Raw genomic sequence first — 23516 nt, forward strand, 5'->3', positions numbered from 1 at the left:
ATCCTGAGGAGGTGAGTGGGGTGTCGTCAAGAGGGGTCCGGCATGATTCCATGCGCGCCCGTAACCTGGCCGTAGTCCTCGCGACCATTCACCGATCAGGACCTCACACCCGCGCCGAGCTGGCTGAGCGGACCGGGCTGACCAAGACGACCGTGTCCAGCCTGGTCGCCGACCTGATCGAGGCCGGGGTGGTGAGCGAGAGCGGCGCCGTGCAGAAGGGCGAGCGGGGCAGGCCGGGCGTGGCGGTGAGCCTCAGCGGGCGTCGCGTGGCCGCGCTGGGGCTGGAGATCAACATCGACTATCTGGCCGCGTGCGTGGTCGACCTCACCCGTACCGTACGGCTGCGGCGCACGCGTCCGGCCGACAACCGCAACTCCGACCCCGCCGCGATCCTCGACGGGCTGCGCGTCCTGGCGAAGGAGATCACGGCCGAGGCGGAGGCGGGCGGGCTGCGGGTGATCGGGGCCGCGCTGGCCGTGCCCGGCACGGTCGAGGGCGAGGTGCTGCGCAGCGCACCCCACCTGGGGTGGCGTGACGTGCGCGTGCCCGATCTGGTGGACCTGCCCTTCGAGATCGACAACGAGGCCAACCTGGCGGCGCTGGGTGAGCTGTGGTTCGGGTCGCGGGAGAGCGACTTTCTGTACGTGTCGGGCGAGATCGGCATCGGTGCTGGCCTGGTGGTCGACGGGGCTGTGTTCAGGGGTACGTACGGGCTGGCGGGGGAGCTCGGGCACGTGGTCGTCGTGCCGGACGGGCCCGCATGCCGGTGCGGGGGGCGGGGCTGTCTGGAGGTGTACGCCGGCCAGGACACCCTGCTGGGCGCGCTCGGGTCGGCCGGGCCGGCCGGCTCGGGCGGTTCGGCTGACGCGGCCGATCCGGCTGGTGCGGCCGGCTCGGCTGGTTCGGTCGGTGAGCTGGTCGCGCGGCTGGAGGCGGGTGATCCCGAGGCCGTGCGGACCTGCGAGCGGGCCGGGCACGCCCTCGGCGTCGCGCTCACCTCGGCCGTGCACCTGCTGGACCCCGGCCTGATCGTGCTCGGCGGGATCTACGCGCCGCTCTACCGCTGGCTGGAGGGGCCGGTGTCCGAAGGGCTGGGGGCCAGGCTGGCGCAGATGCGCGGCACACCGCCCGCCCTCGTCGTCTCCGGGACCGGCCCGGACGCCGCCGTGCTCGGGGCGGCCGGGTCGGTCATCCAGCGCATCATCGCCGACCCGGCCCAGCTGCTCGGGCTGTGAGCGCGGCCGGCGGGTCGAGGGCAGTGCGCGGGGGGCCGGTGGGTTGGATCCGGCGGGTGAGGGCCGGTGCGTCGGGTCCGGCGTCCTCAGGACTTGGCGCTTAGGGCGAAGACCTTCAGATTGGGGGTCGCGGAGCTGGTGAACGAGACCGCCTCGCGGGCCGGATCGGCCGGCACGGAGACCCGCCAGATCGTCACCTTGCGGCCGTCCGCCGTGCCGTTGACGTTGTAGCGCGTGTCGGCCGTGAGCGCCGCCGTCTCCCCGAAGTGGGCTGACGCGGCGGCCCAGTCCGTCACCTTCAGCGGGGCCGTGGAGGTCGTGCCGTCCGCGTACGTGATCGTCAGCTCGGTCTGCTGGTCCCCGTTCACCGCCGTGACCAGCAGGTCGAACGCCTGGTAGCGGCCCTTCGTGAGGTAGGTGCGCTGGCCGCGCAGGCTGTGGAAGTTGCCCGCCGTGCCCCTGGTGTCGGGGATCAGGAATCCGTCGTGCGCGCCGGGCGCCGGCAACTGCTCGGCGGGGAAGCTCCAGCCCTTGCCGTCCAGGTTGCCCTGCGCCTTGGCGTCGGCGGTGGCCACGCCGTCCACGTCGTACTGGAGCCGCTGGGCGCAGGCCGCGCCGATCGGCTCGCACGGCCCTGGCAGGTTCGGGATCGGGGCCTGCGCGGCCGGCACGTGATCGACCGGTAGGTCCGCCGCGCTCGTGGCCCACGACGTGTTCGGCGTCGCGCCCACGTCGACGACCACTTCGCCACCCCGGTTGAGCAGCGACTCCGGCAGCCACGAGCGGCCGTACGGCCGGCCGTTCACCCGGACGCCCTGGACGTAGACCGCCTCCTGCGACGCCCGCGGCGCGCTGACCGTGATCGTGCGCCCGTTTCCGCGGTTGATCCACGCCATCGTGAACATCGGGCTGGACAGCAGCATCTCCGCCCGGCTGGGCACCTGGGGATACATGCCGAGGGCGGCGAAGACGTACCAGGCGGACATGGTGCCGAGGTCGTCGTTGCCGGGCAGACCACTGGGGCCGGTCTTGTAGACCAGGGAGGCCATCGCGCGTACGGTCTCCTGCGTCTGCCATGGCCGGCCGAGCGCGTTGTAGAGCCACGGGACGTGGATGCCCGGCTCGTTCGTGGGGTCGTAGCGGAAGCCGTCGCCGCCGGTCGCCCACGAGCCGTCCGCGCGGTGGAAGAACGCGTCCAGCCGCGCGGCCGCCCGTTCCCTGCCGCCCATCGCCGCGGCCAGGCCCGACACGTCGTGCTGCACCATCCACGTGTAGGTCGCGCTCGTGCCCTGCGCGAAGCCGGAGTCGGAGGTCGGCGCGAACGGCCAGTGCCAGCTCCCGTCCGACCTGCGCGCCTGCTGGTAGCCGCCCTCCACGCCGGCCTGCGGGTTGAACGTGTTACGCCACCAGCTCGCCCGCGGCAGCAGCGCGGCCCGCTCCTTGCCGCGCCCGATCCGCCCGGCCCAGTCGGCGAGCGCGAAGTCGGCCGTCGCGTCCTCCAGCGTCTCCGCCGCGCCGCCCCAGCAGTGGCAGGTGTCCTGCGGGGCGTAGTGCAGGCGCAGGTACTCGGCCAGGTTCGGCCGCTGGCCCGCACACTGGCCTGGGCATCCCTTGTCGGACAGACCGGACTCGTGCGGGACGGTCGCCTGCCGGTACAGCGAGTCGAAGGCCCCCTTCACGTCGAAGTTGCGCACGCCGAGCGCGTGGAAACCGGCCAGCGCGGGCGCCGAGGGGTCGCCGGTCATGACGTGGGTGGGGCCGTTGACGTGCACCCACCGGTCCCAGACGCCGCCGTTCTGCCGGGCCAGGTTGTACAGGGACTGGGCGTAGTCGCCGGCGACGTCCGGTTCCAGCAGGGCCAGGAGCTGAGTGTGGGCGCGGTACTGGTCCCAGCCGGAGAAGTTGCCGTACTGGGCCCGCTGCCCGCGCGCCAGCCGGTGCACCTTGCCGTCGCTGCCGAGGTAGGTGCCCGCCACGTCACTGGAGACGTTCGGCTGCAGGTAGGAGTGGTACATCGCGGTGTAGAACGTGGTAAGCAGGTCGGCCGGACCGCCCGCCACCTCGATCGAGCGCAGCCGCTCGTTCCAGGCGCGGGTGGCCCTGGCCGCCACCGAGGCGACGTCGTCGTGCCGCGACACCTCCTCGTCCAGGTTCCGCCTGGCCGCGTCCAGGCTGGTGTAGGAGATGCCGACCTTCATCCGGACGTCGGCGTCGGAGGCGGTGTCGAAGCTGACGTACCCGCCGGAGCCCTTTCCGGCGCGGTCGGCGCCGGTCGCGTACCCCTCGCCGCCGCTCGCCGTGGTCGTCCCCGGCCGCAGCTCGCCGTCCACCCACGTGCCCGTGCCGGCGAAGGCGCGGTCGAACGTGGCGGCGAAGTGCAGGCGGTAGTAGCTCTTGCGGTTGTTCACGCCGCCGTTGGCGCGCCGGCCGCAGAACGCGCCGGTCAGGACGGAGCCGGTGACCGTACGCCGGGCCGGATCGATGGTGATCTCGGCGTCCTCGCTGCCGTTCAGCGAGTTCGACACCCGGAACAGCAGGCTGGCCGGCGACCCCTTCGGGAAGGTGAACTCGCCCACGCCCGCGCGGGTGGTCACCGACAGGTCGGTCTTGACGCCGGAGTCCAGCGTGACCGTGTAGCGGCCGGGGCGGGCGCTCTCGCGGTCATGGCTGAAGCCGCTCGCGTACACCGTGTCCTTCGTGTCCGCTGTCGGCGACGAGGTGACCTCACCGGCGAACGGCATGATCGGCACGTCACCCGCCGCTCCCGGATGACAGCCGGCGCCGTTGACGTGGGTCAGCGCGAACCCGCGCACCCGTGGCGTGTTGTAGGCGTACCCGTTGGCGCCGGCGGCGTTGGTCTGGTCGCCGGCCGTGTTGGTGGGGCTCCACGAGATCATCCCGAACGGTGTGACGGCACCCGGGTAGGTGTTGCCGCCACCCGCCGAGCCGATCAGCGGATCGACGTGACGTACGGGATCGGTGACCTTCGCGGGACCCGTCCGGGCCGGGCCGGCGGTGTCGGTGAGAGGGGGAGCGGCGGCTGCGGGCACGGCGAGACCGGCGACGAGAAGCGAACCGGCTGTCGCGGCGGCGAGCCACGAGCGGGGAGAGAACACCTCGTGATCACACTGCTCCACCTTAACCAGACGATGAACGTCCGAGTAAGCAGGGAAAAATCTTCACCCCTCCCCCGAACGCCGCACCAGCCCCCGTCTCGCGCCACCGCTCGTCCGGCCGGAAGCGCGTTCCCCGTCGGGTCGGGGTCAGTGGTCGAGGTCGAGGCCGGGTGGGCAGGGGGCGGGTTGGAAGGTGCCGTCGGGCTGGCGGAGCTCGCACTGCGCCGGGCCGTCGTCGATGCCCGGCGTGACGTCCGTGACGCCGGAGAACGCCGAGAAGAAGGCCAGGCCGATGCCGAGCGCGATGACGCCGGCGACGATCCCGCCGTAACCGGCGGCCGTGTCGTGGGCGGGCATGGCGCTGGTCGGGTCCTGCGGGTCGTAGAGCACCTCGGTGGCGTTGCCGACGCCCAGGTCGGAAGCGGTCGACGCCTCGGTGGTGATCTCCCGCCCGTCGACGGTGGTGAACGTCAGGACCGGCCGGTGCGTGGCCTTGAGGCCCTCGCCCCGCCCGGCGAACGTGGTGCGTACGTCACTCACGACGCCCGGCACCCGCAGCGCCCGCTGCGCGAACCGCTGGAAGCCGACCAGCCCTTTGACCGACATCATGATGGCGACGATGCCGAAAGCCACGAACAGGAGCGGAAAGTACTCGAACACGCCTTGCACCGCGGACCCCCTCGAGTCGTTCTGTTCTCTTAGAGGCTCATGGGGCCACAGAGGTTTGCGTCACCCGCCGACTTTTCCGCCCGTCATACGTGTTGATCAGCGGATACGGCCCGCCGCTCGCTCAGACGCCGCCGCCTTCACCGTCGCCGACGCCGGCCGCGACACGGCGGCGGCGGGCGCGCTGACGGCAGGTCGGGCCGCAGTAGCGGGCCGGTCGTCCGGTGGTCCTGGCGCGCAGCCGGGCGCCGCACTCCACGCAGTGGCCGCCGTCGGTTTCGTGACGCTGGAGGGCCCGCGGGTCACGAAACGCGGAGGGTTCCGTGACGGCCGGGGTGCGCAGTCCGTCCAGCAGCACCCGTACCAGCTGGGTGCCCCGCGCCCGGTCCCGGTGCGCCGCCCGCAGCGCGGCGGCGCCGACGGTCAGCGCGGTCAGGTCCTCGACCCGCACGTCGGCGCGGATCGCGCCGGCCTGCTTCGCGTCGTGCAGCAGGCGCTCAAGCGCCTCCTGGAACCGCTGCGCCGCGGCCGCCAGCAGGGCGCGCGGCCAGCTCCGGTCGGCGGTGAGCGCGTCGCAGACGTGCCCCCGGCCGGCCGACTTCTCGATCACGTCGAGCAGGAACCCGAACAGCGCGTTCCCCGGCGCGGCGCGGGCGGCCCACTCGCCGGCGGTGGCCACGAGACCCTGGACCTGTTCAGCGAGCACCGCCTCGACCAGGATCTCCTTGCTCGGGAAGTGCCGGTAGACGGTCCCCGCGCCGACCCCGGCGCGCTGCGCGATCTGGCCGAGCGACACCTCCAGGCCCTCCTCGGTGAACACGCGCATCGCGGTGCGCAGCACGATCTCCCGATTCCTGCGGGCGTCGGAGCGCCCGGCGACCACCGCGCCCGGTGCTGCTGTCATGTCACGTAATCCTTGTCTGCGGCGGAAAGGGGGTGGAGCATTCCGGATCGTGTCAGTATCCACCGTCTCAGAAAGGGACGCCATGACGGACTCCCTCATCCTGGTCACCGGCGCCACCGGCCGGCAGGGCGGCGCCACCGCCCGGCGGCTGCTCGCCGTGGGGCGGCCGGTGCGAGCCCTGGTCCGCGACCCGGCCGCACCCGCCGCCGCCGCGCTGGCCGCCGCGGGCGCCCAGCTCGTACGCGGCGACTTCGACGATCCGGCCGGCCTGCCGCCGGCGCTCGACGGCGTCACCGCCGTGTTCGGCGTACCGCCCGCGCTGTACACGCCCTCCGGGACCGACACGGCGCTCGAAGTGGCCCGCGGCCGGGCGCTGATCGACGCGGCCGCCGCCGCCGGAGTCGAGCAGGTCGTCTTCAGTACCGTCGCCGGGGCCTCGACCGCTTCGCCGGGTATGGCGGGGAAGGCGATGATCCAGCAGTACCTGCACGAACGCATCCGGTTGTCCACCGTGCTGCGTCCCGTCCGGTTCATGACCAACTACCTGAGCGACGGAAGGTTCGCCCTCGACGGCCTCGCCGACGGCGTGCACCGGCACCTGTTCCCGCCGGACAAGCCCATGCAGCTCATCGCGCTGGAGGACATCGCCGAGTTCGCCGCGCTCGCGTTCGCGGAGCCGGAACGGTTCGCCGGAAGGACGCTGGAGCTGGCCGGCGACCAGCCGACCCCCGTCGAGGCCGCCGCCGCGATCACCGCGGCCACCGGCATCCCGATCCGGTACGAGCAGCTCAGCGAGGACGAGGCCGCCGCAGTCGGTCCCGAGGTCGCCCAGACCAGGAAGCGGTGGATCGCCGGGCATCGCTGGCGCGCCGACATCGAGGCGCTGCGGGTGATCCATCCAGGGTTGCGGACGTTCGCCGACTGGCTCACCGAATCGGGCGCCGCCGCCATCCGCGCCCACCTCGCCCCGTCCTGACCACCCGTCGTTCAGGACGGCTTACGGGATCTCGTCGTTCGAGGTTTCGTCCAGCCAGGCGACGATGCTGCGGACGAACACGTCGATGTTCGTCAGCGGGCGGCCGTCGAGCACCCCGACGAGATGCCCGACGCCGATCGAAGCGTCATAGATCCGGGCCCGCCGGTAGGTCTCGGGGTCCACGGCCGCCTTGACGTTGTCCCAGCCGTGCCAGGCCATCAGGGCGGCGTCGATCGCCGGGTCGAACAGGTGGGCCTGATCCCAGTCCAGGACCCCGATCAGGCGGCCGTCGGCGCTCCAGTGCACGTTCGAAGCACACATATCGCCATGAACCAGCGCATCCGGTACGGGCTCCAGATCCCGCGCCGCTTCGAGCCGCCGCCGGCACCGGTCCCGCCACCGCTCGGGCAACTCCGGCACCACCTCCTCCAGCAGCGCCTCAGCCCATTTCGCCGCCCTCGGCGCGTGCAGCAGCCCTCTCAGCCGAGGAGTGACGCCGACCTCCCGCACCGCGCGCAGCAACTTCCCGATCTCACCGGGATCGCCCTGCCCTTCGGGCAGTTCGGCGCCCTCGACCCACGACACGGCCACCGCCGCACGCGCGCCGAACCAGGTCACCGGCGTCAGCGGCTCGGGCACGTCGAACGGCAGCCCGGCCCCGGCCACCTCCCGCAGCACCTCCATGCGACGGGGCATCTCCCGCGCCGACGACGGCCGCCTGCTCACCCGCACGGCGGCCGTACCGGGAACGAGCACGACGTGATGCAGATTGCCCCCGCTGACCCGGGCGTCCGCCAGGGAGTGTCCGGGCAGGAGCGCGGCGGCGATCTCCAGCAGTTCACCGGCGGCGAGATCATCGGTCATGCCCTCACGTACATTCAGGTCGAGGCGGACTTCCGGGCGGTTTCGACGTAGCGGACGAGGCCGGCACGCCGACCGGAGGGGGGATGACATGCTCGCACATCACCGAAGCCAGGAAACGGAGGGTCGAATGGAAAAAGCCCTCAGTCGCATGATCGACCTTCCTTCGGACGTGGAAGCGGCGCGACTGCTGGAGCGCTTGGGTGTCTCGTCCCGAGATCGGGACGAGACGCTGGCGGCGCGGCCTGACCCCCAGGAGCACCCGGAGCTGTGGCGGAGCTTGGAGCGGTGCTACCGGGACCTGACCTCGCACCTAGGTGCGGCGCTCCCGGCCGACGGTTATCGCGCTTTACCGGCCTTCCCCGCAGAGGCCGGCCCGGTGGCGCTTCATCTTTACGTCTGGCTTTATCTCGCCGTCCTGCCGCGGACGCTCCGCTACCACGCCGAGCGCGGCATCGACCCACGAACGTCATGGGAGACGTTGTCCACGCTCGGGCCTATGATGGCCGAGCACCGGTCCGTGCACGGGCTCGGTGGCGTGGGCGGATTCGACCAGTGGTGCCCGCCGTTGAAATTCCGGGGAACCGAATACAAGCTCGGCCGCCTGGAGTACGACCGCGGCCATGGCGAACGCCCGGACAGCATGACCGGATACGTCCTGCACCTGCACATCCCGTCCGGCACGCCGTTGTCCCCGGATTCCTGCGACGAATCGTTCGACCTGGCGCGGACGTTCTTCGAGCGCCATTTCCCCGATGAGCCGGTCTCCCACTTCGCCTGTCATTCCTGGTTGCTCGACCCGCAACTCGCCGAATATCTCCCCGAGCGGTCGAACATCGTGCGGTTCCTGCGCCGCTTCACCCTGAAGCCGCGGACGTCGGGCGACGCGGATTGCGCGGACGGTGACCTGCTGGAATACCTTTTCAGCAAGCCGAGCCGGCAAGAGCCGGTCACCGAAAGCCGGCTCGCGGATCTGCCCCAGGAGACGTCCCTGCAGCGAGCGTACGTGGCCCACCTCCGCTCCGGACGCAACTGGCGGGCACGCACCGGCTGGATGCCGTACCGGACAGCTCGCTGACGCCGATCGATGGGCTACAGTCGTCCGCCATGGCCGAATCCTCCTCCTACCTGACCGCGACGGCGGACGCCTACGACGCCGTCGCCCAGCTCTACGCCGATCTCGTCCGCGACTCGCTCGACCGCCTCCCTCTGGACCGCGCGATCGTCTCCGTGTTCGCCGAGCTCGTACGGAAGGAAGGACCCCGGCCCGTCGTCGAAGCCGGTTGCGGGCCCGGGTACATGACGGCGCACCTACGGGACCTCGGCCTGGACGCCTACGGTATCGACCTGTCGCCCGCGCTGCTCGACATCGCCCGCAAGGACTATCCCGGCCTGCGGTTCGAGCTCGGTTCGATGGACGCCATCGACGTGCCGGACGGCGAGCTGGGCGGCCTGCTCTCCTGGTACTCCGCCATCCACGTCCCGCCGCCGGAGATGCCGGCGTACTTCGCCGAGTTCCGCCGGGTGCTGGCCCCTGGCGGTCACCTGCTGATCGGCTTCTTCGAGTCCGGGGGCGGCCCGGTGGAGGAGTTCGACCACAAGGTCACGCCGGCCTACCGGTGGCCGATCGACGAGCTGGCCGAACTGGCGGGCAAGGAGGAGTTCGTCGAGGTGGGACGGATGTTGCGCGAGCCGCTGGAGGACGAACGTTTCCGCCGCGGCCATCTGCTGATGCGCAGGCAGGCCGCCGCCACGGGCTGATGCTTGGACCAGCCTGCGCGTGCTGAGGCGCATCCGGTAGCGTCGCGGCGGCGGCGCACTAAGATCGCGTTCCATGTCTTCGGATGGTTTATGGCGGATCATCAGACTTGGAGCGGTAGGTCTGGTTCTCGCGGCGGCGGTCGCGGGCCTCGTTCTGGGAGACGCCTGGCTCTGGGCGGCCGTCGAATGGTCGCCGCCTGGCGGTCTCTCCGTGAACGGGGGACTCGACACCCCGACGACGGTGGCGCTGATCGTGGCCGCCCTGGTGAAGGCCGCGTTCCTGTGGCTGATCCTGCGTACCCCCGTACGAGGGACGTTGGACCGCCGGGCGAAGGCGCTGCGGACGCTCCTGTACGTGACGGTGGCCTGCACCCTCGTGCTGCGGCACCCGATCGGGTTGCTCCCCGACGCGGTGGACGAGGTGCTGACCCTCGTCCTGTGGACCGCGATCCACGTGCTCTACCTGCTCGTCATCCGCTGGCGGTCCCCCACGTCGCGCGCGATGGCCGGAGCGGTGTTCGCGGTCGGTCTGGCGTTGTTCGTCCAGGACGCCCTCGACCGGCTGGACCTGTACGAGGTCGGATCGAGCGGCCTCTTCTCCATGGCCTCGACGCTGAGCGTGGTGGCGGCGACCTTCCTTACGGTCGTCGGGCAGTGGCGCGACGGCCGGTGGAGCCGCGGCACGCTGATCGCGGGGTGGTCGTCGATAGGCGTGTACACGCTCATCCTCCCGCTCACGCTGATCACCAAGGGCCTCCGTGGCGAAGGCGCTGTGGTGATGCTGATCTTCTTCGACGTGGCCGTGCTCGTGGGCAGCGTGTGGCATGCGGCGACCGCCCGTGAACTGGCCGTCGAGGACCGCCCGGCGGACGGTCCCCCTCCCGTGCGGCGGCGGGTGAACCGGGTTCTGGTGGCGGCCGTGACCGTACTGCCGCTCACCGGACTGATCCAGCCGGAGCAGGCCGCGCACCTCACGTACAGCAGCGGGTCGACGGAGTGTTACGCCCAGCCGGCCTTCGGCGACCTGAAGTCGTCGGAACGTGACGCGACGTTCCTCTGCCGGGCGCGCGGCAGAGACGGCGGGGTTCCGCCCATGTTCCCGGAGAGCATGTCGGACCAGGCGGTCCTCGCGTACGGGCGGGTGCTGTGCCGGACGGAGGACCGCGACGAGCAGCAGGCGATCCTGACCCGCGCCGGGAGCGAGCGGGCCGCCTGGGGCGTGGACGCGTGGGACCTCGTCTACGTCTGCCCGGAGACCGTCGGCGCGACCCGTCCCGACCTGCTGCGTTCGACCGCGGAGACGCAGGAGGACTACGCCGACTACATCGCCGAGGCGAACGCGAAGTGCCGCGACCCGTGGCCGCGGATGAAGGGCGTCGTCAGAGCCACGGCCAACTATTTCCTGTTCGCCGACGGGGATCACGGCTACCTGGTCCACGACCCTGGGGACGCGGCGTTCGAGGAGGAGGCGGAGCAGGCGACGGATCGGGTCTACGACGACAGCACCATGATCGGGGTGGCCGGCAGCGCGGCGCTCGTCGGTCACGTCGAGGACGTCTCCGACCTCTGCCTGACGGTGAAGGCCTTCCGTACCGCGCCGCCCGCGCGGACGGCGGGCTGGGACCAGGTCAGCGAGGTCCCCCTCATCAGCCGCAGTGGCCGGCTCAGTGTGCCGGAGATGGGCGAGGGAGAGGTGGGCGCGGGCGCCCCGATGCCGAACCTGGCGATCAAGGGCAAGGGCCGTTACCGGCTCCGCGTCTACATCCGGGTGAATGACGCGGCGGAGGAGCATCTGGTCGTCGTGTTCCCGGGGACGTCGCGCGAGAAGCTCAAGCTGAAGTCGTGAACGGCCGCACCATGCGCAGGTTCATGAAGCCGGCGGGGATCGCGGCGAGCGCCACGAGGGTCGCCGGGACGACGGCGAGCGCGGGCGGCACCCGCCGGCCCGCCTTGAACCAGATCCAGCGCGGATAGACCTCACCCCAGCGCCGGATCAGCCCGTGGGTCAGCACGGCGCCGCCGATCGAGGCGAGCGCGCAGCCGAGTCCCACCTCCAGCATGCCGGGCGTCTCGCGCATCATGCGGAGGAAGTCGTCGGTGATGCCGAGCGGGAGGCCGGCGTACCAGGCGATCCGGGTGATCTCGTACGGGACCGGCGCGGCGCAGGCCACGTACACGGCCCACCGGCCCCAGCGGCGCGCCGCCTCAGGAGTGGTCCAGCGCGCGACCGCCGAGTCGCCCCGGCCGCAGTGCGCGCAGACCTGCCTGTTACGCCGCTGGTAGGCGAGCGTGGTCAGGGCCCACAGGACGCCGATGGCGAACAGGACGATCAGGTTCGTCCGGTGCCAGTACAGGATGTCCCCGATGCCCTCCTGCGGTCCTGGAACGCCGGTGAAGACGAACACCAGCAGAAAGAACGCCGAGATCGCCACCATCCTGTTCATCTCACCCGGCACCGTGAAGAACCACATCGCCGGCATCCAGAACAAGCTCGGCACCCGCAACCGCGTCGACATCGCCGCCTGGGCGTGGGAAAGCGGCATCATGATCTCATGATCACGGATCCAGGCGCGCGCTGGTCGCTGCTGGACGAGTACACCGCTGACCCGCGCAGGGGGCCAAATGTCCGGCAAATGTCCGAAGGAAAAGCCTGGTCACCTGAGACATCCGTAAGGAAGTATCACTGCGCAAACCCCGCAGCCAGGAGGTGCAGATGGACACATCCGCATACGTGCAGGCCGTGGTCGAGCAGACCGACACGTTCGCCGACTGGGTGGACGGCAGGGATGCGACGGCTCCGGTGCCGACCTGCCCCAAGTGGACCCTGGCCGATCTGGTCGATCACGTCGGGTCGACGCAGCGCATGGTGGCCATGCTCGTCGGTGAGCAGTTGAGCGAGCCGGACAGCGCGTTCGCTCGTTATGTCCCGGCTCCGGCTGATTCGAGCCAGTGGCGGGCCTGGCTGCGTGACGGCGCGGCTGAAGCGGGGCGTGCGTTCGCGGAGGTCGGCGACGACACGCCCGTGTGGGATCCGTCCGGTGCCGCGGCAGGGGTGCCGTTCTGGTCACGGCGGCTGTTCGGGGAGGTCTGCGTGCATCGTGCGGACGCGGCCGTGGCGCTCGGTCTGCCGTACGAACTGGCTCCGGAGCTCGCCGTCGAGGCGACCGAGGACTGGCTGGCCACGATGACGTCCCGCGGCTACTGGGAGAACCGGCCGGACTTCGCCGACGCGCTGCGCGGGAACGGCCAGACTCTGCACTTCCACGCCACCGACGCCCCAGGGGAGTGGGTGGCCCGCCGGGAGCCGGACGAGGTCGCACTGGAGCGGACGCACGCGGAGGCGGACGTCGTGGTGAGCGGGCCGGCCACCGATCTGCTCCTGGTCAACAGCCGACGCCGGCCGCTGGCCGCCTCTTCGCTGGACGTACAGGGCGATCGGGCCATGTTCGACCTCTGGATCGAGCACATGAACTGGGTCACCGACGACTGACCTTCCGAGACGCCTGCCAGGTCGGTGCGGTGGGCGGCGAGGCCGCCCACCGCACCGAGCCCGGAGTCAGCTGCAGGTCCGGTGATTCACCCGGCAGATGCAGCCTGCGCCGCTCTTGGTGAAGTCGCAGCAGTCGAAGCGGTACAGCGTGCTGCCCAGGTAGGCGCACGTCGTCCAGCACTGCTTGCCACCACAGCTGTACCGCTTGGAGCAGCCGCTCGCGCAGCACGTCGTGGCCGAGCAGCAGCTGCAGCCCGGATAGCCGTAGCAGCCGTCCGGCGCCGCCTCGGCCCGGCCGGGGAACCAGGCGTTGCTGGCGACCCCGACGATGGTCGCGCCCGCGACGGCGAGGAACTTGTTCCGCGTCAGCCGCGTCTTCTTCACGTGCTCGACGATCATGCGCTCATCCCCTCTGGTACGTCCAATCTCTGTTCCCACAGCACTTCGAGGTCCGCGGCGCTGTCAGCGTCGCTGCCACTGGCGTAGGCGACCAGGAACCCGTCGCGCTGGAGGAGCACGGTGGGAAACAAGGCCATCGGCAGGTCGGCGTCCACGGCCTTGGCCTGTTCGCCGTCGAAGGCCGCGACGTGCGGCGGGAGCGTCGTGAGCAGGTCGGAGGCGGAGTCGCCGGCGATGATCGCCACCGTCTGCCGGCCGCTGAACTCGCCCAGACTCGCCGCGAGGCCGTGACACGTGCCGCAGGTGCTGGACATGAACAGCACCAGAGTGTCCTGCGTCGCGTCGGGGATCAGCCCGACCAGGCTCTCGGGGAGCTTCCTGCCGATGATCAGCTGGGCGCTGGGATCCATGCCGCGCCCCGTCAGGCGCAGCCGGAGCTCGGCGATTCCCCGCAGACAGGCCAGGAAGGCCACCGTGAGCACGACACAGGTCGCCACCAGCACCACGGCCAGAACCTGTTCCATCAGGCCGCCTGACTGAGCCGGCGCATGAAGTGCACGGTCAGGGTGCCGTCCACGCGGTTGTCGAAGCACTCCAGGACGACCCGGTCGCCCGGCTTCAGCGGCTGGGCCAGCGGCCTGGCGGACGGCTCGCCCTCCATGCCCTCGTAGTGCAGCGTGCGCGGGTCGAGCAGGCAGACCTGCCCGCCGACCGTGATGCGGTTCTCGGACACCTCCGCCACGGTGCCGTGCACGTTGCGGTGCAGGGCGACCGCCACGGGCGATCCCGGCGCGGACTCGTCGATGACGACGAGGTCGCCGGGCCGCAGTGTCCAGCCGTAGGGCAGTTCCTCCGCCTTCGCCGCGACGGGCGCGGCCGCGGTGCGGCCGGCCGAGGCGCCGTAACGGCGCACCGTCACGTCCTGGCCGGCGCCGCTGACCAGGACCGCGATGGGGGCGTCGGACGGGGGCAGCGGCGTGGAGCCGGCCGGATCCCGGAGGATGCCGGCGAACAGCCCGCGTCTGGTCGATTCCTCCTTCATTACTGCTTCCTTTCTCTGGGGGGTTACTACGGGGGCTCATCGGTGGGTTACAGCAGAGATGTGAGTACGGGGTAGAGCGCGCACAGCGCGGCGACGGCCAGCGGATCGGTGATCATGCGGGCACGCGCGATGCCGCCCGAGATGTACACGTCCATCGACGTGAGCAGCGCGGACAGGCCCACTCGCGTCAGGGCGAAGACGACGTAACCGGCCGCGCCGAGCAGCGGGTCGGCGGTGACGAAGGCGGCCAGCGGCACCACGTACCAGAGCCAGAAGCCGATGCGCGTGGTGAAGCCGAGCCCGAGCGCGAACCCGTTGTAGGCGGCGGTGCGCCAGTCGTTGTAGCCCAGCCAGCGGGTGTCGGTCTCCCGGTCCAGCTGCCAGGGGACCGCCTTGAACGCCGCACCGGCGACGGACACCGTGACCGCGGCCAGCGCGAGCAACGCCCGCAGCGAGGGCTCCACGGCCGCGCCGAGGAGACCGGCGAAAGCCCCGGAGAGCGCCGCGCCCGTCATCGCCGACAGCACGAGGACGGCACCGGCCACCACCGAGGAACCGAAGCACCCGGACACGCGGGCGCGCGTGATCATGATGATCACGTTGGGGCCTCAAGGGAGGGTCTGCTGCGCGATCCCCACGACGAGTGCGGCCACGACCAGCAGCGCCCAGGGCTGCAGCCCCAGGAGATGGCCCGCGAGCAGGCCCAGCACGGCCGGCGGGAGCGCCAGTGCCGGTCTGGTCCGCGGGCTGGTCAGGAGGTCGGGCATCGGTGTCTCCTCACTCGCCGGCCGAAGCCTGGCCTGCCGAAGTCTGACCGGCCGAAGCCGGGCTGACCCGGGCCGGGCCGTAGGCCGCGTGGTAGAGCTGCTCGATGTCGTCGGCGTAGCGCAGCACGCCCTTGGCCACCACCAGACCGCCCGACACCGCGACGCCGAAGGGGCCCGAGTGCACCTTGTACCGCTCCCGGACGGCCGCGCCCTCCGCGCCGATGAGCGCGCGCGAGTCCGCGTGCAGAATCCGCCGGAAACCCTCCGCCGACCCCGGCATGGTGCCGTCGCTGACCACGCAGGCGAACCCGGCCGGGTCGGCCGAACGCGCGACCTCCGTGGCCACCTCGTGGCAGGGCTCGCAGTCACCGAAGAAGAACATGACCACGTCGTTGTCACGCAGCCCGGGGAAGGGCGGCGCGACCGCTCCGACGGCGAGCCCGTCGGCCGGCGCGTTCCCGCTCACCGCCACCCGGTCCTGCAGAATCGACAATTCACGGCGTACGACCAAAAGGCCGAGCAGAAGCAGAATGAGCCAGACGGCGCACACGACGAACAACGCGGTGTATCCCATGACGTTCCATTCACCCGTCGATACGGACGCTGAAAGGCTTGAGCTCGGCCAGCGTGGAAATCAGCAGATATCCACTTGCGATCGCCCCGCCGATGAGCAATCCCGAAATTCGCTGCTCCATGCTCGGGACGGCCGGCACGGCGGCGAGGAAGGCCGCGACGGCGATCAGCACGAGGTTGCGCGCCACCGTCGCCCACGAGGTCGTCTCGCCCGTGCCGAAGCAGGCGCACTCCACGCTCTGCCCCGCCAGCACCGACCGTACGACCACCGCGGTGAACGCCACCAGCAGCGCGAGCGCGGCCAGGGCGGCCGGGAACAGGACCGGGCTGACCGCCACGGCCACGCCCGCCGCCACCTCCACGACGCCGAGCAGCCGGCCGAGACCGGGCCGTACCCGCTTGACGATGCCGAAGCGGATCAACGCGAGCGCCAATCCGAACGGCCGCCTGATTTTCGGCACGCCACTGGCCAGAAAAAGCGCGGCGAGCAATCCGCAGGCTATTCCGGCGAAATCCGCGGCATCCATGGACATCATCGTGGACGCTGGTAATACTTTGACGAATGAGAAGGTCGGCATTTCTTCCGTTCTCGGCGTTGGTGTTGCTGTTGTGCGCTTGTTCCGCCGGGCCACCCGCGCAGAAACAGGCCGCGGCCCGGGAATCGCCGCCGAGCACCGTGGGCTGGACGACCTCCGTCTCGCCGCCGCCGACTCCTTCCGGCGACGGGGTGCCCTGCGTGGACGCGGACCGCGCCGGGGACGAGGGCGCGGCGGCGGGCGGCGTACGGGCCGGGCCGTTCGGCACGGTTCTGCGCGAGCAGCGCGGCGGCGTGGCCAAACTGTGGGTGGCACAGGATCCCGACAAGGGGCGGGCCGAGGCGCTGATCCGGGTCGAGCACGTCGAGTCGGGGACCGTCGCCTACTACGTGCGCGACGCCTCCGCGACCTCCACCGTGCTCGACGACGACGGCTCGCCGTCCGAGGACAAGATCTACCCTGGCCAGATCCTGCTGCCGCCCGACGGGCATGTGCGCATCACGGTCGGCATCGGCCGCGCCGCGGGCTGCTTCGCCTACACCCTGCGCTAGCAGACCCAGACGTCGACGTAGGTGCAGCCGGTGCAGCCGGACATGCCGCCGACGACGTGGCAGAGTTTGCGCTTGCGCACCAAGTTCTTGCAGGAGCAGGTGACGTAGTAGGACGTGTCGGCGCTCGCCGTGGCCTGGGGCACGAGCCTGCTGAGCACACGGTCGCCGAGTCGTTCCAGGACGCCTGTCATGGCGATGGTCTCCTTCGGATGGGGGGTTACCTGAAAGTTATCGGCACCGCATACAGCCGCCCGTATACCCGCGCTACAGCGCGGTCGCGAGTGGTCGTCCGATGTGGTGGGGTCCGGCCGCGACGTGGGCGTCACCCGCTGTCCGTGCCGCGTGACGCTGTCGCTTCTCGATGGTTCAGCTCCGCCGCCACCAGCCTGACCAGGTCGTGCATGCGCAGCCGGCCACCGGGAGCGGGCTCCAGCAGGCGGAGTTCGACCAGCACGTCGAGCGCGCGCTCCGCCGCCGTCCGCGGCACGCCCAGCAGCGCCGCCGTCACCGCCACGTCGACCTCGGGCTGGTCCAGCGCGCCCAGTGACCGGAAGGCCCGCGCCGCGTCCGATCGGCCGGACAGCTGATCGTAACCAGCTCGGACGCAGGAACGCACCCCCGGCAACAGATCCAGGCGGCCGCCCCGGTCCCGCAGGCGTACCGCGAACGTCTCCAGGAGCAGGTCAGGGCGCCCGGCCAGCCGGGCGCCCGCCGCGCGCACCGCCAGCGGGAGGCAGCCGCACGAACGGACCACCTCCGCCGCCGCCTCGGGCTCGGCGGCCACCCGGGGCTCGCTCGCCAGCGACGCCAGCAGCCGTACGGCCTCCGCCTCCTCCAGCGGGCCCACCGCGATCGGCACCGCGTCCAGGGTCGCCGGCAGTCCCCGGCAGGTGACCAGCGCGGCACACCCGTCGCCCGCCGGGATCAGCGGCGCCACCTGCGCGGCTCCGGTCGCGTTGTCCAGCACCACCAGGACCCGGCGACCGGCCAGCACCGACCGGTACAGCGCCGCCGCCTCGGCCTCCGTCACCGGCACCTCACCACCCGGCACACCCAACGTGCGCAGCAGCTCCCCGAGCACCTCGACCGGCCGCGCGGGCGGCACGCCGACCCTCCATCCCCGCAGGTCGGCGTAGAGCACGCCGTCGGCGTACCGCCCGGCCACCCGCTGCGCCACCCGCAGCGCCAGCGCCGACTTCCCGTTGCCCCCGCCTCCGTGCAACGCCACCACCCGCACCCCGCCCTGGCCCGCCGGCGCGCTGAGAGCGGTCGTCGCGAGCGTGAACAGCCGGGGGCGATCGACGAAGGCCGGTGGGACCGGGGGTAGGAGGCGTCGGGCGCCGCGCAGGGTGACGACCGAGCCGCCCGGGTCCACGTCATGGCCGAGGATCATCCGGTGGAGGCGGTGGAGTTCGGCGCCCGGATCCAGGCCCAGCTCCTCCGCCAGGGCGTGGCGGGCCGCCGCGAACGCCGCCAGGGCTCCCGGCCGGTCGCCGCAGCGGTGGAGCGCCAGCATGAGCTGGGCGTGGAGGTGCTCGCGCAGCGGGTAGCGGGCGGTCAGGGTGTGGAGCCGTTCAGCGGCCGCCCGGTGCGCGCCGAGCGCCAGCTGCACGTCTATGTGTTCCTCGACCGTGCTCAGGTAGCGGTCGGTCAGGTCGGCGACCACGTTGCGCAGGGCCGGGCCGAGCGGGACGTCCTCGGCGGGAGTGCCGTGCCACATCCCGAGGGCCCGCGCGTACGCCGCCTCCGCCGCCCCGAGGTTCTCGCCGGACCACGCCTTCCTGGCCCGGGCGAGCTGCTCCTCGAACCGGAACAGGTCCAGCTCTGGCGGCTCGACCAGCAGCAGGTAGCCGCCGTCGGAGGTCACCAACCGGTCGGCCGCCGGGGGATCGGCGGCCGACAGGAGGTGACGCAGCTGCATGACGTACGTGTGCAGGTTCGGCACCGCCGAGCGCGGCGGGCGGCCGTCCCAGACCTCCGTCACCAGCGAACGGATCGGCACGGCGCGTCCGGCGTGCGCGAGCAGCATGGCGATGACGGTGCGCTGCTTGCGCGCCGAGATCCGGACGGGTGTCCCCGTCGGCTGGACGCGGAGGGGCCCGAGCAGCTGGAACCTCACCCGGCCGGCGCGAGCCCGGTCGGTACGAGCCCCGCCGAGGGCACCCCGCACAGCACCCGGCCGGCCGCGTTCATCGCGACCCCTCGTGCGCCTCGGTGCCGGCGAGGTAGTCCCTGGCCTGCAGTTCGAACAGCTCGGCGTAGCCGCCGCCGGCGGTCATCAGCTCGTCGTGCGTGCCCCGCTCGGCGATCTCCCCGTCGCGCAGGACGACGATCAGGTCCGCCGCCCGTACCGCGCCGAGCCGGTGGGACACGAGCAGGCTCGTGCGTCCCGCGCGGAGCCGGGTCAGGCGGGTGTGGATCTCGTGCTCGGCGCGGGCGTCCAGACCGGCGCTCGGCTCGTCGAGGACGAGCAGGTCACGGCCCTCGCGGAGCAGGACGCGGGCCAGCGCCAGCCGCTGCCACTGGCCGCCGGACAGCACCACCCCGGCCTCGTCCGTCTCCTCCTCCTCGTGGAAGAAGATGCGGCTCAGCATCGTCTCGTAGCCGCGCGGCAGCGCTCGTACGACGTCGTGCACGCCCGCCAGCTGGGCCGCGTCCTCGATGCGGGGCCGGTCGTGCAGCGCCTCGATCTCGCCCATGGCGATGTTCTCGGCGGCGGTGAGGTCGTAGCACATGTAGTCCTGGAACAGCACGCCCATCCTGCGGCGCAGCTCGGCGGGCGGCACCTCGCGCAGGTCCACGCCGTCCCAGCGGATCGAGCCGCGAGTGGGGTCGTAGAAGCGGCACAGCAGCTTGATCAGGGTGCTCTTGCCGGCGCCGTTGAGGCCCACCAGCGCCACCGTGGCGCCGTACGGGATGGTCAGGGTGACGCCGCGCAGCACCCACGGATGGGCGTCGTCGTAGCGGAACCACACGTCGCGCAGTTCGATGCCGCGCCGCAGCGCGGGCAGCCCGGCGGACCGGCGGGACGGCGAGGGCAGGTCGTCCGGCAGCGACGTGACGTCGGCGTGGTACCCGAACAGCAGCAGCGCGTGATGCGCGCCGGCCACGGTCTCGACCAGCCCGACGAGCGCGGCCTGCGTCCCGGCCACGGCGGCGGCGAACGCCGTCACGTCACCCAGGCTCAGCCGCCCGTCCAGCGCGGCGAACACCGCCCACAGCAGGCCCGCGCCGGAGACCGCGGTGGACAGCAGGGCGAGCAGCGACTGGGTGAGCGCCTCACGCCGGTCGAGCCGCCGCTCACCCTCCTGGGCCGCCGCGAGCGCGCCGAGCACCCTGGACTTGAGGAAGCCGCCGAGCCCGAACATCCGGACCTCTTTGGCCGCCTTCACGTCGGTGATCAGCGAGGAGTACAGGATCTGCCGCCGCGCCGTGGCCGACAGGCCCGCCAGCGTTCCGACGCGCCGCTTGACCATGGCCGTCCGCGCGATCAGGGCGGGCACGGCCGCCGCCGTCACGAGCCCCGCCATGGCCGGGCTCAGCACCAGCAGGCTGATCAGCAGGCTGACCAGCGCGAGCACGTTGCGTACCGCGTCGAACAGGCCGGAGGTCAACGGGGTGAGAGCGCCGCCGGTCGCCTCCGTCGCCATCCGCAGCCGGTCGTGGAACGCCGGGCTCTCGAAACGCGACAGACCCTGGAAACCGGTGACGGAGGCGTAGAGCTGGTCCTGCAGCCGCCGGTCCAGCCGCCGGTCGAGCTCTGCCCGCAGGTACGCCGTGACATGCGGCACGATCCCCGCCGCCAGCCCGAGCAGGGCGAGCAGGCCGGCCGCGCGGAAGGCCGCGCCCGCGTCCGCGACGGTGAGCCCGTCGACGAGGAGCTTCGTCCCCCACACGGTCCCGGCCGGCAGCAGGCCGGTGACCAGCGTGATCGCCAGCTGGCACGCCGCCGGTCCCGGCGCCGCCCGCCAGGCCAGCAGCGCCACCGTGGCGATGTGCCGCCACGGCCGGCCCGGCAGGCCGCCGGCGGTCGCCGCGCTCATGCCGTCGCGGCCGTCTCGGCCAGGCGTTCCAGGGCGAGCTCCGCCTGGGTGATCCGTCCGTCCGCGTCGAGCCGCAGGAACAGGGGGAACGCCTGGATGCCGAGCTCGGCCACCACGGCGTCCGCGTCGTCGCCCGAGACCACCGGGGCCGCGTCGCCGATCGCGTCCACCAGGCCGCGCAGCAGCGGGTCCGCGCCGGTGACGAACGCCAGGGCCGTGTCCGGCCGGGCCGCGGCCGCGAACACCGGCGCGTGCTCGTGGCAGCTGTCGCAGCCGGCGTCGAAGAACGCCACCAGCCGCGGGCGGGCCTCGGTGTCCGCGGCCGTCCCCGGCAGCGTGCGGCCGATCAGGAACGACGGGTCGTAGGGCAGCGTCCGCGGCTCACCGGCCAGGCGCGCCAGCTCCGCGGTGTGCTCGCGCAGCCGGCGCAGCACGGCGAACGTCAGCAGCAGGTCGAACAGGCACAGGGCGCCGACCAGGACGACAGCGGCGATCAGGTAGGGCATCGGGCGATCTCACTTCCGGGCGTGGGAGGGAGCGGAGGAAGGAGCCGCGAGATCACCGAGCCGTACGACGAGCGTTCGAGCCCCCGGTCGCCGAGGACGCGCAGGTTCGCCGTCATGAGGAAAGCGCCTTTCCTTCCGCCGTAGCGAGTCGGTCGCAACGGTAAGGAGAGGGCCTACAAAAGGATCTACAAAAGAGATACAACCGCACTACACGGGCGGCTTCCCGCGACCCGGCCGCTTCAGCGGGCGGCGAGTTCGCCGGCGAAGATGCGCAGCAGTTCGTGCATGCGGAACCGGTCCGCGTCGATCAGCTCCAGCAGGCGAGCCTTCATCAGCTCGTCCAGGGCGGCCTCCGCCTCCTCGGCGGCGACGCCGAGCAGCTCGGCGGCGCGCGCCAGGCCGATCTCCGGCAGGTCGGCCGCGCCGAACAGGCGGAAGGCGCGCAGCGCGACGTCCTGGTCAGGGCACTCCCGCAACGCGGCCAGGCTCGCCTCGAAGGAGGAGCGCACGCTCAGCCCGGCCGTCTGCAGCTCGTCGAGCCTGCGCCCGCGGTCACGCAGCCGCTCGGCGAAGCGGGCCAGCGACCAGTCGGGGCGGCCGGCCAGGCGGGCGGCGGCGATGCGCACCGCCAGCGGCTGATGATCGCACAGGAGCGCGATGTCGGCCGCGGAGGCCGGTTCGGCGGCCACCCGGGCCTCGCCCGTGAGCAGGGCCAGCATGCGTACGGACTCCGCCGGGCCGAGCATGCCGACGGAGACGTGCGCGGCGTCCAGGGTGCTCAGCATGGGACGGCTCGTCACCACCGCCGCGCACCCACCGCCGGCCGGCAGCAGGGGCGCCACCTGCGCGGCGTCGGCGGCGTTGTCGAGGAACACCAGCACCCGCCGGTCGGCCAGCATCGACTGGTAGACCGCCGCCGCCTCGGCCTGGCCGGCCGGCACGTCGCCGGGCGGCACGCCCAGCGCCCGCAGGAACCGGCCGAGCACCTCCTCGGGCCGCAGCGGGGCCAGCCCGGGGGCGCAACCCTGCAGGTCGGAGTAGAGGTGGCCGTCGGGGTAGTGCCCGGCGGCCAGGTGCGCGGCCTGTAACGCCAGCGCCGACTTCCCGGCCCCGGCCGGCCCGTGCAGCGCCAGCACGCGCGAGCCTCCCCCGGCGTCCCAGGGCGGCGGCGTGGCGGGGCCGGTCGTACGGAGCGGAGGGTCGTCGCGGCCCAGGACCTGGCCGGCCAGGGAAAGCTCGGCCGAGCGGCCCGTGAACACCGCCGGTTCCCTGGGCAGCTGCCGGGGCTGGGGCCGGGGACGGCGGCCGAGGACGGAGGCGCCCGGCGGCGCCACGTCCGGTTCCCGGCGCAGGATCGCCTGGTGCAATCGGCGCAGCTCAGGGCCGGGCTCCACGTCGAGCTCGTCGGCCAGCGCCTGGCGGGCGGTACGGAAGGCGTCGAGTGCCCCAGCCACGTCGCCGCACCGGTAGAGCGCGACCATGAGCCGCCCGCGCAACCCCTCCCGCAGCGGGTGGCGCACCGTCAGCGCGCGCAGCCGCTCGGCCGCCGCCGCGTGCCTGCCGAGCGCGAACTGCACCTCCGTGAACTCCTCGACCGTGTTCAGGTACCGCTCGGTCAGGTGGGCGGCGACCTCACGCAGGGCCGGCCCCAGCGGCACGTCCTCGATCGGCGTCCCCCGCCACAGCGCCAGGGCCGCGGCGAACTCGTCGTGCGCCGCCTCCAGCTCCCCCTGCTCACAGAACCGGCGGGCGCGTACGGACGCCGCCTCGAACCGGGCGAGGTCGAACTCGGCGGGCTCCACCCGCAGCAGGTAGCCGCCGTCGGCGGTGACCAGTCGCTCCTCCTCCGGGTGGCCGTCGGGGGAGAGCAGGTGGCGCAGCCGCATGAGGTACGTACGCAGATTCGCCACCGCCGAGGACGGAGGCCGCTCGTCCCACACCTCGGCCACCAGCGAGGAGACCGGCACCGGCCGCCCCGCGTGCGCGAGCAGCATGGCGAGGAGCGTGCGCTGCTTGGGCGCCGCGATGCGCAGCGGCGTGACGCCGGACTGGATCCGCATCGGGCCGAGGAGCTGAAAGCGCAAAGCGGC

25 protein-coding genes are annotated in these 23516 nt (G+C 72.3%); 8 read left to right on the forward strand and 17 right to left on the reverse strand.

Annotated elements, in window-relative coordinates:
- The first annotated feature begins 50 nt into the window (after positions 1-50).
- Positions 51-1235 carry an ROK family transcriptional regulator gene (locus tag OIE67_RS49140; RefSeq protein ID WP_326633586.1) on the forward strand — a complete coding sequence of 395 codons (1185 nt, stop codon included), beginning with the start codon at positions 51-53 and terminating at the stop codon, positions 1233-1235.
- 86 nt (positions 1236-1321) lie between these two features.
- Here OIE67_RS49140 and OIE67_RS49145 read toward each other — a convergent pair whose 3' ends face one another.
- From OIE67_RS49145 to OIE67_RS49155, 3 genes are all read right to left on the reverse strand, one after another.
- On the reverse strand, positions 1322-4351 hold the full coding sequence (locus OIE67_RS49145; RefSeq protein ID WP_326633588.1) for a GH92 family glycosyl hydrolase: 3030 nt from the start codon (positions 4349-4351) through the stop codon (positions 1322-1324).
- Positions 4352-4498: 147 nt separating this feature from the next.
- The gene (locus OIE67_RS49150; RefSeq protein WP_326633590.1) at positions 4499-5011 is read right to left on the reverse strand and encodes a DUF3592 domain-containing protein; all 513 of its coding nucleotides are present in this window, start codon (positions 5009-5011) and stop codon (positions 4499-4501) included.
- Positions 5012-5141: 130 nt separating this feature from the next.
- Positions 5142-5921, reverse strand: a complete 780-nt coding sequence (locus tag OIE67_RS49155) for a helix-turn-helix domain-containing protein (protein ID WP_326633592.1) — start codon at positions 5919-5921, stop codon at positions 5142-5144.
- Between the two features lie 82 nt (positions 5922-6003).
- On the opposite strand from OIE67_RS49155, the gene OIE67_RS49160 reads away from it, so the two are divergent.
- On the forward strand, positions 6004-6897 hold the full coding sequence (locus tag OIE67_RS49160) for an NmrA family NAD(P)-binding protein (protein ID WP_326633594.1): 894 nt from the start codon (positions 6004-6006) through the stop codon (positions 6895-6897).
- A 21-nt stretch (positions 6898-6918) separates the two neighbouring features.
- Here OIE67_RS49160 and OIE67_RS49165 read toward each other — a convergent pair whose 3' ends face one another.
- Positions 6919-7761 carry an aminoglycoside phosphotransferase family protein gene (locus OIE67_RS49165; protein WP_326633597.1) on the reverse strand — a complete coding sequence of 281 codons (843 nt, stop codon included), beginning with the start codon at positions 7759-7761 and terminating at the stop codon, positions 6919-6921.
- 127 nt (positions 7762-7888) lie between these two features.
- Between OIE67_RS49165 and OIE67_RS49170 the strand changes: the two genes are divergently transcribed.
- The 3 genes from OIE67_RS49170 to OIE67_RS49180 all read left to right on the forward strand — a co-directional run bounded on the left by OIE67_RS49170 (position 7889) and on the right by OIE67_RS49180 (position 11365).
- Positions 7889-8836 (forward strand): acyltransferase domain-containing protein, encoded by a 948-nt coding sequence (locus OIE67_RS49170; protein WP_326633599.1) that lies wholly within the window; start codon positions 7889-7891, stop codon positions 8834-8836.
- A gap of 29 nt (positions 8837-8865) precedes the next feature.
- Complete coding sequence (locus tag OIE67_RS49175) at positions 8866-9519, forward strand: class I SAM-dependent methyltransferase (protein ID WP_326633601.1); 654 nt, start codon at positions 8866-8868, stop codon at positions 9517-9519.
- 211 nt (positions 9520-9730) lie between these two features.
- Positions 9731-11365, forward strand: coding sequence for a hypothetical protein (locus tag OIE67_RS49180; RefSeq protein ID WP_326633603.1), 1635 nt, complete (start codon positions 9731-9733; stop codon positions 11363-11365).
- Here OIE67_RS49180 and OIE67_RS49185 read toward each other — a convergent pair.
- Positions 11349-11924 carry a hypothetical protein gene (locus OIE67_RS49185; protein ID WP_326633605.1) on the reverse strand — a complete coding sequence of 192 codons (576 nt, stop codon included), beginning with the start codon at positions 11922-11924 and terminating at the stop codon, positions 11349-11351. The two genes, OIE67_RS49180 and OIE67_RS49185, sit on opposite strands and share 17 nt — an antisense overlap.
- On the opposite strand from OIE67_RS49185, the gene OIE67_RS49190 reads away from it, so the two are divergent.
- The gene (locus OIE67_RS49190) at positions 11884-12075 is read left to right on the forward strand and encodes a response regulator transcription factor (protein ID WP_326633607.1); all 192 of its coding nucleotides are present in this window, start codon (positions 11884-11886) and stop codon (positions 12073-12075) included. The genes OIE67_RS49185 and OIE67_RS49190 overlap by 41 nt on opposite strands.
- A gap of 157 nt (positions 12076-12232) precedes the next feature.
- Positions 12233-13009, forward strand: coding sequence for a maleylpyruvate isomerase family mycothiol-dependent enzyme (locus OIE67_RS49195; protein ID WP_326633609.1), 777 nt, complete (start codon positions 12233-12235; stop codon positions 13007-13009).
- Positions 13010-13075: 66 nt separating this feature from the next.
- On the opposite strand, the gene OIE67_RS49200 is transcribed toward OIE67_RS49195, so the two are convergent.
- The 7 genes from OIE67_RS49200 to OIE67_RS49230 are packed head-to-tail and all read right to left on the reverse strand — an operon-like array spanning position 13076 to position 16317.
- The gene (locus tag OIE67_RS49200) at positions 13076-13408 is read right to left on the reverse strand and encodes a hypothetical protein (RefSeq protein WP_106247649.1); all 333 of its coding nucleotides are present in this window, start codon (positions 13406-13408) and stop codon (positions 13076-13078) included.
- A complete protein-coding gene (locus OIE67_RS49205) occupies positions 13405-13932 on the reverse strand; it encodes a hypothetical protein (protein ID WP_326633612.1) in 528 nt (175 codons plus the stop codon). The genes OIE67_RS49200 and OIE67_RS49205 overlap by 4 nt, the downstream gene beginning before the upstream one ends.
- Positions 13932-14450: a hypothetical protein gene (locus tag OIE67_RS49210; protein ID WP_106247653.1), complete on the reverse strand. Its 519-nt coding sequence runs from the start codon at positions 14448-14450 to the stop codon at positions 13932-13934. Before OIE67_RS49210 ends, OIE67_RS49205 begins: the two co-directional genes overlap by 1 nt.
- Before the next feature lie 47 nt (positions 14451-14497).
- Positions 14498-15040 (reverse strand): hypothetical protein, encoded by a 543-nt coding sequence (locus tag OIE67_RS49215; protein WP_326633615.1) that lies wholly within the window; start codon positions 15038-15040, stop codon positions 14498-14500.
- Positions 15041-15058: 18 nt separating this feature from the next.
- Complete coding sequence (locus tag OIE67_RS49220; RefSeq protein WP_181308190.1) at positions 15059-15217, reverse strand: hypothetical protein; 159 nt, start codon at positions 15215-15217, stop codon at positions 15059-15061.
- Positions 15218-15227: 10 nt separating this feature from the next.
- Positions 15228-15791, reverse strand: coding sequence for a hypothetical protein (locus OIE67_RS49225; protein ID WP_326633617.1), 564 nt, complete (start codon positions 15789-15791; stop codon positions 15228-15230).
- A 10-nt stretch (positions 15792-15801) separates the two neighbouring features.
- Positions 15802-16317 carry a MauE/DoxX family redox-associated membrane protein gene (locus tag OIE67_RS49230; RefSeq protein WP_326633619.1) on the reverse strand — a complete coding sequence of 172 codons (516 nt, stop codon included), beginning with the start codon at positions 16315-16317 and terminating at the stop codon, positions 15802-15804.
- Positions 16318-16526: 209 nt separating this feature from the next.
- Between OIE67_RS49230 and OIE67_RS49235 the strand changes: the two genes are divergently transcribed.
- The gene (locus OIE67_RS49235) at positions 16527-16877 is read left to right on the forward strand and encodes a hypothetical protein (protein WP_326633621.1); all 351 of its coding nucleotides are present in this window, start codon (positions 16527-16529) and stop codon (positions 16875-16877) included.
- Here the strand turns inward: OIE67_RS49235 and OIE67_RS49240 are convergent.
- From OIE67_RS49240 to OIE67_RS49260, 5 genes are all read right to left on the reverse strand, one after another.
- The gene (locus OIE67_RS49240; RefSeq protein ID WP_326633623.1) at positions 16874-17068 is read right to left on the reverse strand and encodes a hypothetical protein; all 195 of its coding nucleotides are present in this window, start codon (positions 17066-17068) and stop codon (positions 16874-16876) included. The genes OIE67_RS49235 and OIE67_RS49240 overlap by 4 nt on opposite strands.
- Before the next feature lie 131 nt (positions 17069-17199).
- Positions 17200-18996, reverse strand: a complete 1797-nt coding sequence (locus OIE67_RS49245) for an AfsR/SARP family transcriptional regulator (RefSeq protein ID WP_326633625.1) — start codon at positions 18994-18996, stop codon at positions 17200-17202.
- 70 nt (positions 18997-19066) lie between these two features.
- A complete protein-coding gene (locus tag OIE67_RS49250; RefSeq protein WP_326633628.1) occupies positions 19067-20920 on the reverse strand; it encodes an ABC transporter ATP-binding protein in 1854 nt (617 codons plus the stop codon).
- Positions 20917-21426, reverse strand: coding sequence for a thioredoxin domain-containing protein (locus tag OIE67_RS49255; protein ID WP_326633630.1), 510 nt, complete (start codon positions 21424-21426; stop codon positions 20917-20919). The genes OIE67_RS49250 and OIE67_RS49255 overlap by 4 nt, the downstream gene beginning before the upstream one ends.
- A 239-nt stretch (positions 21427-21665) precedes the next feature.
- Positions 21666-23510, reverse strand: coding sequence for an AfsR/SARP family transcriptional regulator (locus OIE67_RS49260; protein ID WP_326633632.1), 1845 nt, complete (start codon positions 23508-23510; stop codon positions 21666-21668).
- Positions 23511-23516: the final 6 nt, after the last annotated feature.

The organism is Nonomuraea fuscirosea (genome assembly GCF_035917475.1).
GTDB classification, from domain to species: Bacteria; Actinomycetota; Actinomycetes; order Streptosporangiales; family Streptosporangiaceae; genus Nonomuraea; species Nonomuraea fuscirosea.